We start from the raw sequence: 16578 nt of genomic DNA, 5'->3' as shown, positions 1-16578 counted from the left end.
GGGCAGCGGGGTGTGGACCTGGACGCGGCCCCAGGCTCCTTCGGGTGCGTATCTCGGCGTGCGCGGGTTCCTCAGGCGTCCAGGCGACCTGGCGCTTCTCCCAGGCCACCGGAAGGTCGCCTGGTGACATCTCCCGGCACCGGGGACGCGGACACTATGCCGAGGCTCCCACCGCCTCGCTGTAGTAGGTTGGCCTGAATGGTACGTACTTCAGCGCTGGTGTTGATCGGGTTCTTCGTCTTCGCCTCCACGGAGGCTTTCGCCGCGGCTCCAGAGCCTGGCGCCGCCAAGTCCATCGAGGAGGCCTCGAAGCGATTGGCGACTGCTCGCGCGGCCCTCACGGCGGCTGTTCAGCGCATCGAGCAAGACCCTCCGCGCGGTGCCGACCTCGACGCCGCGCTCGTGGCCGTGGAAGCGCTGAAGGACGCGCTCAGCGCGGGCGCGAGCTTCGAGACGGAGGACCTGGAGTACGCCAAGAGCGTCCTGGCCGCGCGCAAGCAGTTCCGGACGGACCGCGAGTACGTCGATGAGCGCCGGGCGAAGGTCCACATCCACGAGTTCCGCCGACGCATCGATGCCGCGCTCGCGCCCCTGAACGAGCGCATGACGAAGCTCGGAAGCGGGGACCCTGGCGCCAAGGCCGTGGACGATGCCCGCGCCGAATTGGAGGGGCTCAAGAAGCTGACGGAGGAGGGCCGGCCCCTGAAGAACCAGGACCCGAAGTTCGCCGCGTACCTCACCGAGGTCGACGCGACCATCGCCCGTCACGAGAAGACGCTCGACGAGCGGTGGCTGCAGGTGTCGGCACAGAAGCAGCGGGGGCTCCTGGATGAGCGCCGCAAGGCCCTGTCCACCGCGCTCACCGAGGTGAACAAGGCCTGGTCGGACGAGAAGTTCGGCGCCACCGACAAGGCGACGGCGGCGCTGCAGAAGCAGTTGGAGGAGGGCACGCCGCTGGAGGCGAAAGACAAGGCGTACCGCGCGGAGGCGGACAAGGCCCGAGCCGAGGTCACCCAGGCCAAGCGCCGGATGGAGGAGCTGGTGGTGCAGGCGGGCGTCTCGCGAATCAAGGTGGAGATGGGGCCCGCCCATGACGAGCTCGTCGCCGCCGCCAAGGCGCTCCGGGCGAGGAGGCCCACGCCCGAGCAGCTCTCCGAGGCGAAGACCGCGGCGTTCGTCGTGCGCAAGCTGGTGGAGAAGTACGACCCGCAGGCGGCGAGGAGCCAGGCGATTGCCCAGTACCTCGCCGAGGTGAAGAACTCGCTCGTCGAGGTGGAGGTGGCCCTCCAGGTCCGCGGCTTGGATGCGGCTCGCGCCGAAGTCACGCAGGCCCTGCGCAACGTCGAGAAGCGGGCCGTGACGCCCGAGCAGTTCGAGGAGGCGAAGACGGCGCTGGTCGTCCTGGAGAAGACGCTGGAGACGGTTCACGCGAAGAACCCCGCCGTCAGCCCCACCGCCGTCGAAGCGCGTCAGCTGCTCAAGGACGGGCGGGCGACGCTGGAGCGGCGTCGGTACGAGGTCGACCTGACGCAGCAGCGCGTGAAGGTCGACGAGGCGCGCAAGAACGCGGCGGCGCTCGTCCAGCAGATTCAGAAGGAGGCGCCCTCGCCGGCGCTGCTCCAGGAGGCGGAGAACGCGGTCAAGCAGATTGGCGCGGTGCTGGAGGTGGGCGCCCCCTTCGTGAAGAAGGACCGCGACTACGCGGTGTACGCCAAGGAGACGAAGGAGCGGATGGCGGAGCTGAGCGACCGCATCAACCGGCGGAAGATTGTCCTGGCCGCCGCGGACGCCCGCGTCCAGCTCGCCTCCCGGATGGCCATGACCAAGGAGAAGCTGGAGGCCGCGAAGGGAATCTCGTCGACCGACAGCGACGTGGAGACCGCCTCCAAGGGCGTGGACGAGGTCATGCAGATGTTCGAGGCGCACGCGGAGCTGGAGCGGCAGGACGCGGGCTACGCGTCGGCGGCGGAGCGGGCGCGCGCCGAGTGGCTGAAGCTGGTCGAGGCGCTCGAGTTCGCGAAGCAGGCGCGGGCGTTGCGCCGGCTGACCGGTGAGGCCCTGGTCGTCGCCGGCAAGGCGTCGGAGGCGGCCGCTTCCTCCGCGGACCTGCGCAAGCGGCGGGAGCTGTACGGGAGCGCGCTGGAGAAGCTCAAGGCCTGCCAGGAGGACGGCGCCCGGATGGTGAAGGAGAACGCCGGCCTCGCCGCGGTCGACGTGCTCGTGGGGGGTATCCCCACCCCGCCGCAGGAGGTGATGGCGCAGTGCGCCCAGAAGGCGGAGTCGCTGCGGGAGCCGCAGACGCGGGCCGACGTGCAGCTGCGCTTCCAGGAAGGCCAGCGGAAGGCGTACGACTCGGCGAAGGCGCTCCTCTCCAAGGGGAACAAGACGGATGCCCTCACGCAGCTCAACGAGTGCATCGCCGAGGGGCGCATCCTGGAGAACCGATATCCCGAGTTCAAGAATCAGAAGTTCGACATCGGCGGCGCCAGCATGAGCATGGTCGAGCTGGTCCAGGTGTGCGTGAAGGAGCGCAAGGCGCTGAAGCCCACGCCTTGAGTTCCTGGGCCAGGACCTGGGAAGTCCTGGGGTAGCCGAGCCGCGCGCGACTATGCTCCGCGCGGCTCACCCGGGCGGGGAGGGTGGTGGCGGCGAAGAGGGGTGTGCCATTCCCCATTCCACGAGGCCGTCCGCGATGCTCTGTTCCCTCAAGTCCCTCCGGTGGTTTCCCGCCTTCCTGCTGGCCGCCTGCGGTCCCTCCGACCTCCCCGCGGCTGATGCGCCGTCCGCCGTCGACACCGTGGAGCAGGGCGTGCTCTTCCCGCCGCCCCCGCCTCCCAGCGGCAACATCCTGGACAGCACCACGTACCTGGGCAGCGTGGCCCTCCCGGGCTCGGTGCAGACGTCCTTCACCACGGCGCTCCAGTACTACTCCTTCGCCATCAACGTCGCGGCCGGCTCCAGCGCGAAGCTGGAGGTGACACACCTGGGCAGCAGCATGGGGCTGGACACGGGGCTCTTCGTGTACGGCCCCAAGAATGCCAGCGGCAGCTACGGCACCGCCGTGCGAGCCCAGGACGACGACGCGGGCTATGGCCAGCTCAGCAAGGCGGCCTCCGTCACCTTCGCGCAGGGCGGCGAGTACCTCGTCGTCGTCAGCAGCGGTGAGGGCGCGGGCAAGCGCTTCCGCCTCCAGCTCGACTGTCTCAGCGGCGACTGCGAGCCGGTGGCCCCGTCCGTCTACGCCACGTGTGACAGCGCCCGGGTAGGGCCCTCCGTCGAGGACTGCATGTCCCACTGGGACGCGGAGGGCGTGCCCGTCAACGAGGCCTTCTCCCGGTGCTTCGGGGCGGATGACGCGAAGGTCGTCTATGGGAGCAGCTGTGCCCCGTCGGCTCCGTCCAGGCCCGTCTGGTGCGCGGGTGGTGAGGCCACGTGGACGCAGCGGATGTGGCCGGTCTGCGTGTCCGACTACTCGGTCGCCTACGGGCTCTATTCCGTGTCGTTGAGCTCGCGGCCCGTGAGCGCGAGCCTGCAGTCCGCGTTGTCAGCGGCCAACGCGGCCTGCGGCACCTCCAGCGCGTGCTACGGCGAGCTGCGTGGCTACTCCTTCCCCTGGAGCCACTCGACGCCCGCGAGCCTGGACAAGGTCGCCGAGGCGGTCTCCCTGACGGAGCAGAGCAACGCGCTGTTCGGCGCGCGGCTGGCGAATACGACGTACACGCAGTTCGCGCAGACGCGCCTGCTCTCGCGCCTGTCGTCGCTGCACCCGGGCCTGGGGCAGGAGTACAGCAACGGCTCGGAAGCGGTGCAGGTGACGGGCTGGCACTACAGCCGGGAGATGTGGCCGGACGCCTGCATGGTCTGGGAGCTGTATGTCATCTACTTCCCGCAGTCGCGCGGCGTCCTGGTGTTCGAGCAGGACTACGCCCGGGACTGCTGAACTGCGCTGGGAGGGCGCTTCACCGCCCTCCCAGCTTGTCTCCCTGGGGCGCCGCGCTCAGCAGCCCACGCCGCCCTGGCAATACGGGACGACGCCCAGCTCGGCCTGCACGCCGCCCAGGGGCGAGAAGCCGAAGTTCCACGGGCTGGAGCCCGCGCCCCACATCAGGCCCGTCAGCGTCACCCCGTTGCCGGTGAGGAAGTACACGGGAGAGCCACTGTCACCGCCAGCGCCGTTCTGCGTGGGGCTGGTCGCGATGTAGTTGCAGTAGTACGTCTGTGGCGTCCCACCCGAGTTCACCGTGGCGCATGCCCATTCGATGGTGCCGTTGGTGGTGCCCGTGGTGCGGCCCGTCTTGAACACCACCTGCCCCTGCGAGGGGTACAGCACCTTTCCCGTCACGTCCCACCAGGCGGAGATGTTCAGGTTGAACGCCCCCGGCGTCTGGACGACGTAGGTGCCAATGGCTGCGTCCGCGCGGAAGAAGGCGCTGTCGCTCGAGCGGCAGACGCGCCCCGCCGGGCAGCTTCCTCCCGTGGCGTAGCCGGGGTCCGTCGTCTCCGTCCCCACCTGCCACGGCGCCACCGCCTGATACGCGGGCGTCGACTCCACCCCTCCCTGGACCGTGGTGCAGTGCGAGTTGGTCACGAAGCCCAGCGTCCCGCCCTGGAGCGCTGGGAAGCCGAGCGTGCAGTACTTGCCCGGCGTCTCTATCTGAAGTCCGCCTCCCACCGGCGTCCATCCGCTCTGCACAGTGGCGGGACGGATGGGCCCCATCTCGATGATGTCCACCGCGTCCCGGGCCAATGCCAGGCGAGCGATGGCCCGCTCGACGGTGGCCCGCGCCTCGGAGCGCTCGACGCCGATGGCCACCCGGTTCGACTTCTCGTCCACGTCCGTGAAGACGGTGCCTGGAAGCGCGAGCACCTCTGGCGTGAGCCGCTCCTGAAGTGACTTGAGCTGGGAGAACGTCCACGTGGCGGGCTCCGTCACCACGCCCGCCGAGGGAAGCTTGTCCTCGCCGAACACGGCGGCGATGGCACGGCGCGCGGCCGGCGCCGCGGTGGCATTCACCAGGCGCACCACGAGCCGCCCCTTCTCATCGTGATACATGCCGCCGAAGCCCGGAGCCTCGCGCTCCACCTCGAGCAGCGCTTCATCCAGCGTCCGGGAGCGCGGGGCTCCGGTGGCTGGCTCCACGAGCATTCCCACGGAGCCCTGAGCGGGCCCACCAGCCCACGCCGCTCCACTCCAGCCTCCCAGACACAGCGAGGCACTCCCCACCACGACACGAAGAATCGCTTGCTTGCGCATGACGTTCGTCCCCCACGACAACGGGTGTTGCCCGGCCAGTCGCGGCTGACTTGTGCCGAGCCCTGCGGGCCGGCACTCCAGCACTTCATGCAAAGGACTTGAAGCTGTATTTCGTGGATTTCAGGAACTTCGTCGGAGCGTTCATTTTCGTCCACGCGTGCGCATCCGGTAGGCGTGTGGAGAGACACCGAACGCTCGCGTGAAGCTCGTCGTGAAGTGAGACAGGTCACCGAAGCCGGACTCCAATGCGACGTCTGTGACGCGTGTTCGATTGGTGCTGAGTGAAGCCGCCGCCAGGCGAAGGCGCGTGGCGATGACGAGCTGTCTTGGCGTCTGTCCGGTCATCGCCCGGAACACGCGCAGGAAGTGGAAGCTCGTCAGTCCCGCGATGCCCGCCAGGGTCTCCAGCGAGCAGTCCTCCGCGATGTGGGACTCAAGATAGCGCAGCACGCGAGCCACCCTCCGGGCCTGTCGGTCGGAGTGCTCCACTCGCACGTCCGCGCGCTCACCGCCGAGCCTCAGCGCCGCGTCCACCACCCCCAGCACCGCCTCGCGAAGGTGCTCCGCGTCGCCCTGCTCGAGCGCCTGTCGCGCCATGAGGACCGCCTCCAGCGAGGCGAGTGAGGCGGGGACACACGTCCGCTCGAAGGGGCGCGTGTCCCGCGCGGCGCACCCCAGCGAGCGCAGCGCCTGGTCCAGCAGCGCGTCGGAGCACTCGATGACGAGCGAGCGGTCACCCCCGTCGTCGACATGTCGGAACTCATAGGGCGCCTCGCGGTTTCCGAGCACCAGCGCGCCCGGCCCCGCCAATGCGTCTCCCTCCGGACCTCGGACATGGAACACGCCGGACAGCACGACGCTGACGCAGACTCGCGTGTGCTCACCTCCGAAGACCGGACTGCACGCGCCCGCCTGGCAGACGCAGTCGCTGACGTCGAAGGCGTCGCCCTCTCCCAGCACGTGGTAGCCGGGGGCGCGCTCGGGGAGCCCTGCGACAGTCCCAAGGTTTCGCGTCATGGACCGATGCTACTCCGACAGCACCGCGGGGAGCGCGACCTCCCGGACCTGCTGCTTGCGGCCCATGCTCGACAGCAGGGCCATGATGACCGAGGCCAGATAGGGCAAGGATTGCACCAACAGGAGGGTCACCCAGAAGCGCATGTCCAGGTCGGGCAGGCCGTAGACGCGATAGATTCCGCCTGCCGCGCCCCATAGCAGGAGCATGATGAACAGCTCCTCGCGAGCCTCGGAGAGCGCCACCCGCAGGCGATGTCTGTCTGAGTTCTTCGGTGTGCGGAAGAACGGAAGGTCGCTGTTGAAGACGCCGTACAGCACCGCCTTGGCCACGGTGTGAGACAAGGCCAGCCCGGCCAGGGCGTCCTTGAAGGTGACCCCGACCGCGCGGCGGTAGAGGAAGAGGCCCTTGCAGACCTTGAACACGAACAGCGCCAGCGGCGGAGTGGTGAAGACTGGAAAGGGAGGGTCAGGCCATCGGTGCGGCGCGATGAGCATGGTCGCCGCCCAGAGCAGCGCGCCGAGGGTGAAGAAGAGGTTCAGTCAATCGGCGACCCATGGAAGCCAGCCGGCGACGAAGTGATAGCGCTGGCCCCAGGTCAGTCGACTGTTACTGGCGCGCAGCAGGCTTGGGGCATGGTGCTTGATGATTTGAATGGAGCCATAGGCCCAGCGGAAGCGCTGCTTCTTGTAGTCGATGAAGGTGTCGGGAATCAGGCCCTTGCCGTAGCTGTGGGGGACATAGGCGGCCGAGTAACCCTTCTCGAGCACGCTCAGGCCCAGCTCCGCGTCCTCACAGATGCACCACTCTGCCCAGCCCAGCTCTTCAAGCACCGAGCGATACGTCATGGTCATGGTGCCGTGCTGGATGATGGCATCGCGGTCATTGCGGGTGACCATGCCGATATGGAAGAAGCCCTGGTACTCGCTGTAACACAAGCGCTTGAAGGTGCTCTCGTCCTGGTCCCGGTAGTCCTGAGGGGATTGCACCACGGCAATCGTCGGGTGGGCGAAGAGCGGCACCAGGTGCTTGAGCCAGAGGGAGTCGACGCGATAATCCGAGTCGATGACGGCGACGACCTCGGCGTCCCTGGCGGTGCGGGGGATGAGGAAGTTCAGTGCGCCGGCCTTGAAGCCGGGGAGGGCGGAGACGTGGAAGAACTTGAAGCGCGAGCCGAGGCGTGCGCAGTGGGCCTGGAGGGGCTTCCACACGGCGGGGTCCTTCGTGTTGTTGTCGATGACGAGGACTTCGTAGTCGGGGTAGTCGAGTGAGGCGAGGGAGTCGAGCGTCTGGATGACCATCTCTGGAGGCTCGTTGTAGCAGGGGACGTGAACGGAGACCTTGGGTCGGTAGGCATTGTCGGAGAGCACCGGGAGGAACTCGCGGCGGCGCTTGGGAATCCACACGGTCTCCGCCAGTTCATGGGCTTCAGTGAGCAGGATGATGAACACACCGAGCGAGCCGAGCCCCAGCAAGACGTTGACGAGCAGGCCGAACCAGGTGCTGTAGCGCTGGCTGTAGTCGTAGCCAATCCAGACCAGCGCCGACGCGCAGAGAAAGGACGTGAAGGTCAGGAAGGCGCGGCCACGCTGGCGGAGGGCCGAGCCATCGATGAGCAGCAGCGTCATGGCGAGCGTGGCCAGGACGCCCGAGCAGACCGCCAGGAAGCGCCACTCGGGAATGGCGACGACGGGCCCCTGGAAGTTTAACTTCCGCTGACGGGCGGCGTCGAACACGCCCCAGTAGGCACCCACCGCGCCTTCATCACTGCCCTTCCACGGTTGATCATAGGCCTCGATGAGGAAGTAGTCGTAGCCCTGGAGATTGAGCGTATGGACCATGTTGCGCAGGTAGATGGCCTGGTCTCGCTGGGTGGCTTGGGCACCGCCGCGCATGCGCCCGTTGCTCGGCCAGCCGACCTCCGATAGCAGCAAGGGCTTGTGCGGAAACAATTGCTTGAGGTGTCGGGCACGCTCCAGCACGAAGGTGTCCGCCGACTCCACGGGCACGGACTCCCAATAGGGCAGGATGTGCGCGGCGATCACATCGACGTGCCTGGCGAGCTCCCGGTGTTCAATCCAGTGGTGCCAGGGCTCTCCGGTGGTCACCGGCACCGTGACGGCCGCGCGCGCCCGCTTCAGGTATCTGACCAGCGTTTCGAGCGCGACGTCCTTCCGGTACAGCACTTCATTGCCAACGACGACCCGCTCCACGTTGGGAAAGGTGTTCGTCAGCTCAATGGCTTTCTGGAGTTCCCGCTCATTGCGCTCCAAATCGCGGCTGATCCAGACCCCCAGCGTCACGCGGAGGCCGTACTCCTGGGCGAGCCGAGGAATCTCCGCTTGGGGACCCTCGACTGTGTAGGTGCGGATGCTGTCGGTCAGCGTGCTGAGTTGCTCAAGGTCCTCGCGCAGCTCGGCTTCGCTGGGGTACCGGCCCTTCTTCGGGCTGTCGCCGAGGCGGAAGGGGGAGTAGGCAAAGCCGGAGACCTTCTCAGGCCAGTCCGGGACGGACACCGGGCGATTGTTCAGCGCCCAGAAGCCGGTGAACAGCGCGGCGATGGCCACGACGACGACCAGATGAATACCCGTACCCCGCGATGACATTGTGAAGGTCCACGCTCTCCGCCGGGCGGGATGAAGGACGCGTCACACCGGGCGGAGCGGGTAAGGGCAATCGTCATGCCACCGTCGCGGCAGGCGGGTCCAGGCGAGGCATTTCCTGGCATGTCTTTGGGTGGACGCGGCGTGCTTGCGGAGGCCAAGAACCCGCGTCCTCCTGGCAGGCGGAAAGGTGGCCCAAGGGGCCAGGGCAGGAAAGGCGCTCGCGAGGTGAGAGGTGCCCAGGTGCATCACCCGGTTGAACCTTTCATAGTCATTGGATTGTCTGTTTTGCGGCTTTTGAGTTGTCGTTCAGGGGGTGTGGTGCTAAAGCCATGGAGGGACTTCTCCTCCGGGGGCGCGATTCTCCGAGGAGAGGTGCCACGTGTCGCCACCCCACCCAAGGAGAAGAGCATGTCTCGGAAGCCGATGTCGTTGCTGTTGTCTTTCGCGCTCTGCCTGATGCCTGTCGCCGTGCTCGCGGAGGAGTCCACGCAGGCGCAGGAGGCCCCATTCGTCGTGAGCGGGGAAACGCTCGTGAGCCATGAAGAGAGTGAAAGTCAGCAGTCTGAGGACGTGTCCCTCCTGAGCACGTGTTACTGGCAGACCACGGTTTGCACCAACAAGGCCTGCCCCACCGGCGGGGCCGAGGGGACGCATCTCTACTACTGCTATTACGCCAATGGGGACTTCGAGGGCTCGCGTACCGTGAGTACCTGTTGTGGCGCGGTCAGCCCCCAGTAGGCCTTGATATCGCGCTGGACGCTCGTGACGCGCAAGGCGCTCGCGGACCTGGGTGGACAGTGGCTGCTCCCACCCAGGTCCGTGGCTGCTCACGCCGTCGAGCACCGACTGCTTGAGCGACGAGAGCCGCGGCAATCGACTGGAGCGCGTGCGACTTTCTGCCGCCGCCTCGTCTTTACAGGTGCATCCGAGTTGCGACTCGCGCGACTCCAGGAATTCTTCGACCTGCACCTATGCATTCCAAGGACCCAAGACCCCTGATGTCTGGGCGGCGTCGCTCCGAAGACGGACTCTTCGCGTCAACCGGCGCGATCAGCGAGACGGCTCACCCCACCGGCAGTGCCTGGGCGTCGTACTGCTTCGCGAACTCGGCGCTTGGCGGGATGGGCTTGATGACGTCAATGAGCACCCCGTTGGGGTCCGCGGTGATGAAGTGCCGCTGGCCAAACGCCTCGTCGCGCAGCGGGATGTGGATGGGCAGGCCCGCTGCCTGTACGTCGCGGTAGACGGCATCCGGGTCCTCGACCTCGAAGTTGAGGACCAGGCCGGCCACCGTCCCTCGGGCCGCCTCCGGCACCGTCTCGTGGCGCCCATCGAGGATGGCCAGGGCGACGGACTCCTGCTCCGGCGACTGCAGATGCACGTACCAGTCGCTGGTGAAGAGCGCGCTGAAGCCGAAGTGCTTCGTGTAGAACGACACCGTGCCCGCGATGTCGTGCGTCATGATGACCGGGTAGTAACTGGTGATTTTCATGGGGTTTTTCCTCCAGGGGCTTCAGGGCTTGCGCCTCGTCCAGATAACATACAGACTGTATGTATGCGATCCAGGGGACGGAGAAGCAACGACGAACGCAGCGCTTCGACGCGCCAGGCGCTGGTGAAGGCGGCCAGGGCGTTGTTCGTGGAGAAGGGGTACGCGCAGACGTCCACTCCGGAAGTGGTGGCCGCCGCTGACGTCACGCGGGGCGCCCTCTACCACCACTTCGCGGACAAGCAGGCCCTGCTGCGCGCCGTCCTGGAGCAGGAGCTCCACGAGCTGCGCGGCGCCATCGAGGCCGCGACACCGCCGGTGCTGGGCGCGCGCGAGGCGCTCGTGGCGGGGAGCCTGGCCTATCTCGATGGGATGACCGTCCCCGGACGCACGCGCCTGCTCCTGGTCGACGGGCCGGCGGTATTCGGCCATGCGGAGCTGGTCGCGCTGGACGAGCGGCACGCCGCCGGGTCGCTGCGGGAGGGGCTCGCCGCGGTGCTGGGCGATGACGCCCTGGTGCCCGCGCTCGCGAGCCTGCTGTCCGCCGCGTTCGACCGCGCGGCGCTCGCCATCAGCACGGGCGAGGACCCGGCGACCTATCGCGCCGCGATGCTCCGCCTCATCGACCGCGTCTCCCGCGCCTGAGCGCCTCTCAGCGCTCGCTGTCGAGCAGCTTCATCTGCTGCTCGGGGTAGCGGGTGCCGGAAATCGCCTCTGCGGGGAGGAGCGCCTCGACGGCGGCCACGTCCTCGGACGACAAGGGCTTCTCGAGCGCCCCGAGCACGTCGAGCAGTTGTTTGCGCGTGCGCGCACCGACGACGGGCACGAGCGACGGTTGCCTGGCCAGCACCCACGCCACGGAGAGCTGTGCCGGCGACATCCCGCGCTCCGCGGCGTACGCCTGGAAACGCGCGACCGCCACGGCGTTGCGTTGGCCTGCCTCGCCCGCGAAGCGGGGGAAGTGCACGCGGGCACCTTCTGCCTTCGCTCCCGTCAACAGTCCTCGGGAGAGCACGCCGTACAAGGTCGCGCTCATGCCGAGCTCGGCGAGTGTGGGGAAGAGGGTCTGCTCCGGCTGGCGGGTGATGAGCGCGTACTCAATCTGCAGGTCGCTCAGGGGATGCACCTTCGCCGCGCGGCGAATCGTCTCTGCGCCCACCTCGGAGAGGCCGATGTTCCGCACGTAGCCGCCCTTCACCAGCTCGGCGATGGCACCCACCGTGTCTTCAATCGGGACGTCCGGGTCCAGCCGCGCGGGACGATAGACGTCGAGGTAGTCGACACCGAGCCGCCGCAGGCTGTACGTGACGAAGTTCTTCACCGCCACGGGGCGAGCGTCGAAGCCCAGGAAGGCCCCGTCCGGCCCCCGCATGGCTCCAAACTTCACCGAGAGCTGCACCTTGTCACGCTGGCCCTCGATTGCCCGGCGGATGAGCAGCTCGTTGTGCCCGTTCGCGTAGAAGTCTGCGGTGTCGAGCAGCGTCACCCCACGGTCGATGGCCTCGCGAATCGTGGCGATGCTCTCACTCTCATCCGAGGGTCCATACGCTCCGGACATGCCCATGCAGCCGAGGGCCAGGGGAAAGACCCGCGGGCCCGTCCTGCCAAGCTGCGTCGTACGGTGGGGAGGCGACATGGCTTCCTCTCTTCCTTCAGGTGGACTATACGGAACGTTGTTCCGGTACTGTCGCAGATATGCGGAACAGTGTTCCGTTTGTCAAGACGATGAAGAAAACCAACAGAGCGGATGCGCAGCGCAACCTCGACTCGCTGCTTGAGGCGGCGAAGGCCGTGTTTGCCGAGTCCGGCGTGGATGCGCCCGTCCGGGAGATTGCCAGTCGAGCGGGCGTTGGCATCGCGACGGTGTACCGGCACTTCCCACAGCGGGCCGAGCTGATCGCCGCCGTGTACCGACGGGAAATCGACGCCTGCGCGGCCGAGGCCCAGGTGCTGGCGCGCGAGCATCCGCCGTTCGAGGCGCTGACGCGGTGGCTTCACCGGTTCACGAGCCTGATTGCCACCAAGCGCGGGCTCGCCGCGACGCTCAATGCGAGGGATCCAACGTACCAGGGGCTGCCCGCGTATTTCCGTCAGCACCTGGAGCCGGCGCTCCAGTCACTGCTCGCGGCGGCGGGGGCGGCGGGCCAGGTTCGCGACGACGTGGACGCGTACGAGCTCTTGCGAGGCGTGGCGAATCTCTGCGTTCCCGTCGCGGAGGTCGGCCCGGGCCACACGCAAAGAATGGTCGACCTGCTCATCGACGGGCTGCGCTACGGCGCGCCGACGCCTGCTTCCAGCCCCCGTGTCAGACCTGGAGCGCTCCGTTGACGCAGGCAATCTTCGGACTTCGGAACCCCATGGCCACCCACGCGCTCAAGAGCTTGACGAAGAATGAGAACGATTGGTGTCTGGCGTTCGGGACGTCATCGGGAAGCACCACGCCGGCCGGAAGGTCCGCGGTCATCGTCCGCAGGTCGAGCGGGGGCAGGGTGCCCGAGGGCCAGAGACAGCCATAGAGACTGAGCCAGTGGCCGTTCTTGAACTCGAGGAAGACCGGCGTGTTGCAGCAGGTGGCGACCACCCGACGGGTCTTCGCCTCGGGCGTGAGATGGAATTCCTTGAGCCTGTCGGTGCCCGCGAGGAAGTGGACGCGGTCCTTGCGGTAGAGCACGAAGCGCGTCGCGCCGCTGGTCTCCTGGAACCGTGGGGCCGAGGGCAGGGCCTGTATCCGGGCGCCGGCCGCACGGCAGCTGTCGCAGCAGCACTCGGCGTTGATGATGGGTGCGCCCTCCACCTCGAGATGGACCTGTCCGCAGGCGCAGGCGAGTCGATTGGTCTGGGTCATGGGTGTGCTCTCCGTTCGGTAGGTATGCAAACGTCCAAACCGGTTCCAGGGCAAGGACATGGGATGTTGGGGGGATGAAATCGGCATTCAAGGGCGAGCAGGCCAAGGCGGTCCTTTCCCGGTGGCATGAGCACTTCCGTGGTCGCCTGCGGGTGCCCACCGAGAGCCGGACGGTGAAGACCCGCATCGGTGACACGCATGTGCTGGTGGGCGGGCCAGAAGACGGCTCCGACGTCGTCGTGCTCCACGGCGCGCTCGCGAGTTCTTCGCACGTGCTGCACGAGCTGGCCCCGCTGTTGGAGCGGTTCCGTCTTCACGCGGTGGACGTCGTCGGCCAGTCGGTGAAGAGCGCGGATGTGCGGCCCTCGGTGTCGAACAACGAGTATGGCGAGTGGCTCCGAGACGTTCTTGACGGCTTGTCGCTCCAGCGTCCCCACGTGGTGGGGGTGAGCTGGGGCGGCTTCGTGTCCATCCGGCTCGCGGCCGTCGCGCCCGAGCGCATCGACAGGCTCGCCTTGCTCTTCCCCGCGGGAGTGGTGAACGGCTCTCACTGGGAGGGGCTCACGAAGGTGGCCATCCCGATGATGCTCTATCGGATGTCCCCGTCGGAGCGGCGCCTGAAGGCGTTCGTCCGGCACCTGCTGACGACCACGGATGATGACTGGGCGCCATTCCTCGGCGACGCCGTCCGCGCGTTCAACATGGACATGCGGATCCCCGCGCTCGCGAAGCCGGAGGAGCTCGCGAAGTTGAAGGCCCCCACCCTGGTGCTGGCCGGGGATGGGGATGTGAGCTTTCCGGGAGAGAAGCTGCTCGCCCGCGCGCGGGAGCTCTTTCCGACCCTCACCTCCGAGGACCTCGTCAAGGACTGTCGCCACTGCCCGCCGACGACGGACGCCTTCCGGCAATGGCTGGCGGGGCGCATCAGCGACTTCCTGCGGGCGAGCTGACGGGGCCCCGCGCACCTGGCGCGCGGCCCCTGGGGGAACTGTCTATTGCGCGGAGCCGTCCTGCTCGGAGCGCTCCCAGGACGCATCAACGTCCTCGGAGGACATCAGCTCCTCCTCGCTGCCCTCGGCGAGCGCAGGCGTGCACGTCCCCGGATGATGGTAGAGGTCCTGCCAGATTCCGCAGTTGATGATGCGCGAGGTCCAGGGCACGGCACACGTGGTGTCACAGGGCTCGGACTCCACGCAGATATCGTCACAGTCCTGCGGCAGCGCCAACGCGGACAGCGGTGCCAGCACCAGCGCCGCGACACCCGCGAACAACGACTTCGAGATGAGCTTCATGAGGTCTCCATGGCAGGACTTCGGGTTGAGCACGCCGTGCCGCGTCACACGGCGGCGCGACTATCCTGCTGGAGCCGGGAAACATCAAAGGCAGTCATGCCGGGTCGGACACCACTCCCCATGAAGGGTGCGGAGCGACGACAAGCACCGCACCTGTTATTTCATCCTGGCGCAAGAGTTCACCCACGCGGCAGTTGACTGCCCTGAACTGCGCCCTACCGACTGCTTCAACGCGAGGGGCGGCGGGGGGAGGCGTGTGGAGACGATGTCCATCTTCGCCAGCGCTGCCTCGATGTGCGGCGCCACCGGCCTCGCCGCGTCAGAGCCAGTTGAACTTCAGCTTCTTCGAGCTGCCCACGTCCTCGAACATGGCCCAGAGGTCCTCGGGCTCCCTGCGCGCGAGCCCCACGCAATGGGCCTGATGGCGATCCTCGGCCGAGTCGTTCCAGCACGCACGGGGGACTTCGTACATCCCATGGATGCCGTAGTGGTTGACGAGCCTGGCCTTGACGTTGTTCGCGAAGGTCGCGTCGTCGATGTGCACGTCCAGCTCGCCATCGTAGTCCATTGCCCGGCAGTCGAAGTTGGCGCTCCCCAACACCACGTGCTGACTGTCGATGATCATCAGCTTGGTGTGCAGGTAGATGGTCTCCGGATTCGCCCCGAAGCCCCCATAACGGTAGGGGAAGTAGACCTGTATCTTCGGGGCCACGTCCGCGTGCTTGGGCTGGGCCTTGCTCTTCTGGCCGGACCCCTTGTGGATGAACCGCAGCACCGCGTCCAGCCGGACCTCCTTCTGCACCCGCGTCTTCTTGTGCGTCAGGACCAGCCGGTAGTCCTGCTGGGGCCAGTCCTTGAGGGACACGGACGGCTCGTACACCTCCCAGACGTAGTCGTCCTTGGAGTACGTGGCCCGCGTGAACTGGCGCTGGTTGCCACTGCGGGTGACCTCCCCCTCGACGACCTCCACGGCGAGGCAGTTCTCGTCCAGGTAGCCACTCTCGATGGCCATCATCGCGTAGGTGATGCGCGTCAGGTAGGTGACGCCCTTGTCCGTGTCGTGGAGGGGGTCCGGCATCACGAGCACCACCTTGAGCTGCTTGGCCCCCATCTGCTTGATTCGCGTGCGCACCGCCTTCACGAGCTCTGGATTGAAGAACTGGAAGTTCTCGATGTAGATGTATTTGTTCGCGTGGGAGATGAGGTCCACCAGCTTGTCGCGGATATGCGTCTGGGTGGAGAGCGACTCGCTGTTGGTGGTCAGCGCGGTGATGGTGATGTTTCCGCCCTGGATGAGCTGGTCATTCGCGACCGCCTGGATCTTGGACCGGGCCACCGAGGGATGCGGCGGGCCGAACAGGTGGATGGTGGGAATCTGTTTCTTCCACCGGCGCAGCCACTCCGCCTCGATGTCCAGGGTGATGGGGCCCTGGAGCAGCACGCCCGTGTCGTGGCACGAGTGGTGGTAGGGGCGGGAGTGGTCGATGTTGTCCCAGTACTCGGGCTCGATGTTGAAGCCGCCGATGAGGACCTTCAGCGTGCCGGCGATGGAGAAGATGGCGATCTTCTGGTGGAGCGAGTAGCCCACGCCAGCGCCGCTGTGCTTCTCCAGATACACCTGGATGCATTGCTGGTAGTCGTGCAGCAAGTCCCGGGTGGCCTTGTTCTTGGCGAGCGTCTGCAGCGAGAAGTGGTCCGACATCTTCGCGAACTCGAGGCCCTTGACCGTGAGGTCATCGGGTTGCCAGAGGCAGATGTCGACGTGGTGGCCCTGGTCCGCGACCTCCTTCAAACCCTGTCCGAAGTTCTTGCCCGTGTGGCGGTCCAGCAGGGTGTCGTGCTGGAGGCACCACCAGCCCAGCCGCACATACGTCTTGGGGTCCACCTGTGCGTCGCGCACCTCGTAGAGGCAGTCGCGGAACTTGTCGAAGTACTCTTCGCCGTCCATGAGGAACACGGCCGTGTTGTTCTGGGTCGGAGCCATGGCCCTTGCATCAGCAATCCATGTACCAGTGGAAGTCCCCGGACTCTCGCTGCGGGGGACTCCTGGCGGGGGCTGGGTGCGTGTCACCGGGAC

At 67.1% G+C, this 16578-nt stretch carries 15 protein-coding genes; 6 read left to right on the top strand and 9 right to left on the bottom strand.

Features of this window, described 5'->3' with window-relative positions:
• Nucleotides 1–198 precede the first annotated feature (198 nt).
• Nucleotides 199–2556 carry a hypothetical protein gene (locus LZ199_RS05305; protein ID WP_253992553.1) on the top strand — a complete coding sequence of 786 codons (2358 nt, stop codon included), beginning with the start codon at nt 199–201 and terminating at the stop codon, nt 2554–2556.
• A gap of 136 nt (nt 2557–2692) precedes the next feature.
• Nucleotides 2693–3940: a hypothetical protein gene (locus LZ199_RS05300; protein ID WP_253992552.1), complete on the top strand. Its 1248-nt coding sequence runs from the start codon at nt 2693–2695 to the stop codon at nt 3938–3940.
• A gap of 57 nt (nt 3941–3997) precedes the next feature.
• On the opposite strand, the gene LZ199_RS05295 is transcribed toward LZ199_RS05300, so the two are convergent.
• From LZ199_RS05295 to LZ199_RS05285, 4 genes are all read right to left on the bottom strand, one after another.
• Nucleotides 3998–5254: a S1 family peptidase gene (locus LZ199_RS05295; RefSeq protein ID WP_253992551.1), complete on the bottom strand. Its 1257-nt coding sequence runs from the start codon at nt 5252–5254 to the stop codon at nt 3998–4000.
• 141 nt (nt 5255–5395) lie between these two features.
• Nucleotides 5396–6271, bottom strand: coding sequence for a helix-turn-helix transcriptional regulator (locus LZ199_RS05290; RefSeq protein WP_253992550.1), 876 nt, complete (start codon nt 6269–6271; stop codon nt 5396–5398).
• Nucleotides 6272–6280: 9 nt separating this feature from the next.
• On the bottom strand, nt 6281–6766 hold the full coding sequence (locus LZ199_RS46640) for a hypothetical protein (protein WP_323389240.1): 486 nt from the start codon (nt 6764–6766) through the stop codon (nt 6281–6283).
• A 45-nt stretch (nt 6767–6811) separates the two neighbouring features.
• Nucleotides 6812–8875, bottom strand: coding sequence for a glycosyltransferase (locus LZ199_RS05285; RefSeq protein WP_323389238.1), 2064 nt, complete (start codon nt 8873–8875; stop codon nt 6812–6814).
• Nucleotides 8876–9283: 408 nt separating this feature from the next.
• Between LZ199_RS05285 and LZ199_RS05280 the strand changes: the two genes are divergently transcribed.
• A complete protein-coding gene (locus tag LZ199_RS05280; RefSeq protein WP_253992549.1) occupies nt 9284–9613 on the top strand; it encodes a hypothetical protein in 330 nt (109 codons plus the stop codon).
• A gap of 325 nt (nt 9614–9938) precedes the next feature.
• Here the strand turns inward: LZ199_RS05280 and LZ199_RS05275 are convergent, their stop codons facing one another.
• Entirely contained in the window at nt 9939–10367 is a 429-nt protein-coding gene (locus LZ199_RS05275) for a VOC family protein (protein WP_253992548.1), read from the bottom strand.
• A gap of 63 nt (nt 10368–10430) precedes the next feature.
• Here LZ199_RS05275 and LZ199_RS05270 point away from each other — a divergent pair, with 63 nt between their 5' ends.
• On the top strand, nt 10431–11009 hold the full coding sequence (locus LZ199_RS05270) for a TetR/AcrR family transcriptional regulator (protein WP_253992547.1): 579 nt from the start codon (nt 10431–10433) through the stop codon (nt 11007–11009).
• A 7-nt stretch (nt 11010–11016) separates the two neighbouring features.
• Here LZ199_RS05270 and LZ199_RS05265 read toward each other — a convergent pair whose 3' ends face one another.
• Complete coding sequence (locus LZ199_RS05265) at nt 11017–12000, bottom strand: aldo/keto reductase (protein ID WP_253992546.1); 984 nt, start codon at nt 11998–12000, stop codon at nt 11017–11019.
• Nucleotides 12001–12089: 89 nt separating this feature from the next.
• On the opposite strand from LZ199_RS05265, the gene LZ199_RS05260 reads away from it, so the two are divergent.
• Nucleotides 12090–12692, top strand: coding sequence for a TetR/AcrR family transcriptional regulator (locus tag LZ199_RS05260; protein WP_253992545.1), 603 nt, complete (start codon nt 12090–12092; stop codon nt 12690–12692).
• Here the strand turns inward: LZ199_RS05260 and LZ199_RS05255 are convergent.
• Nucleotides 12670–13209 carry a GFA family protein gene (locus tag LZ199_RS05255; protein WP_253992544.1) on the bottom strand — a complete coding sequence of 180 codons (540 nt, stop codon included), beginning with the start codon at nt 13207–13209 and terminating at the stop codon, nt 12670–12672. The genes LZ199_RS05260 and LZ199_RS05255 overlap by 23 nt on opposite strands.
• 74 nt (nt 13210–13283) lie before the next feature.
• Between LZ199_RS05255 and LZ199_RS05250 the strand changes: the two genes are divergently transcribed.
• Nucleotides 13284–14159 (top strand): alpha/beta fold hydrolase, encoded by an 876-nt coding sequence (locus tag LZ199_RS05250; protein ID WP_253992543.1) that lies wholly within the window; start codon nt 13284–13286, stop codon nt 14157–14159.
• A gap of 42 nt (nt 14160–14201) precedes the next feature.
• Here the strand turns inward: LZ199_RS05250 and LZ199_RS05245 are convergent, their stop codons facing one another.
• On the bottom strand, nt 14202–14501 hold the full coding sequence (locus LZ199_RS05245) for a hypothetical protein (protein ID WP_253992542.1): 300 nt from the start codon (nt 14499–14501) through the stop codon (nt 14202–14204).
• 319 nt (nt 14502–14820) lie between these two features.
• Nucleotides 14821–16485, bottom strand: coding sequence for a phospholipase D-like domain-containing protein (locus LZ199_RS05240; protein ID WP_253992541.1), 1665 nt, complete (start codon nt 16483–16485; stop codon nt 14821–14823).
• Nucleotides 16486–16578 lie beyond the last annotated feature (93 nt).

This window comes from Myxococcus qinghaiensis (assembly GCF_024198215.1).
Lineage (GTDB): Bacteria > Myxococcota > Myxococcia > Myxococcales > Myxococcaceae > Myxococcus > Myxococcus qinghaiensis.
Note: the sequence above shows the minus strand (reverse complement) of the source record. Positions and strands in the feature narration are given on the sequence as shown.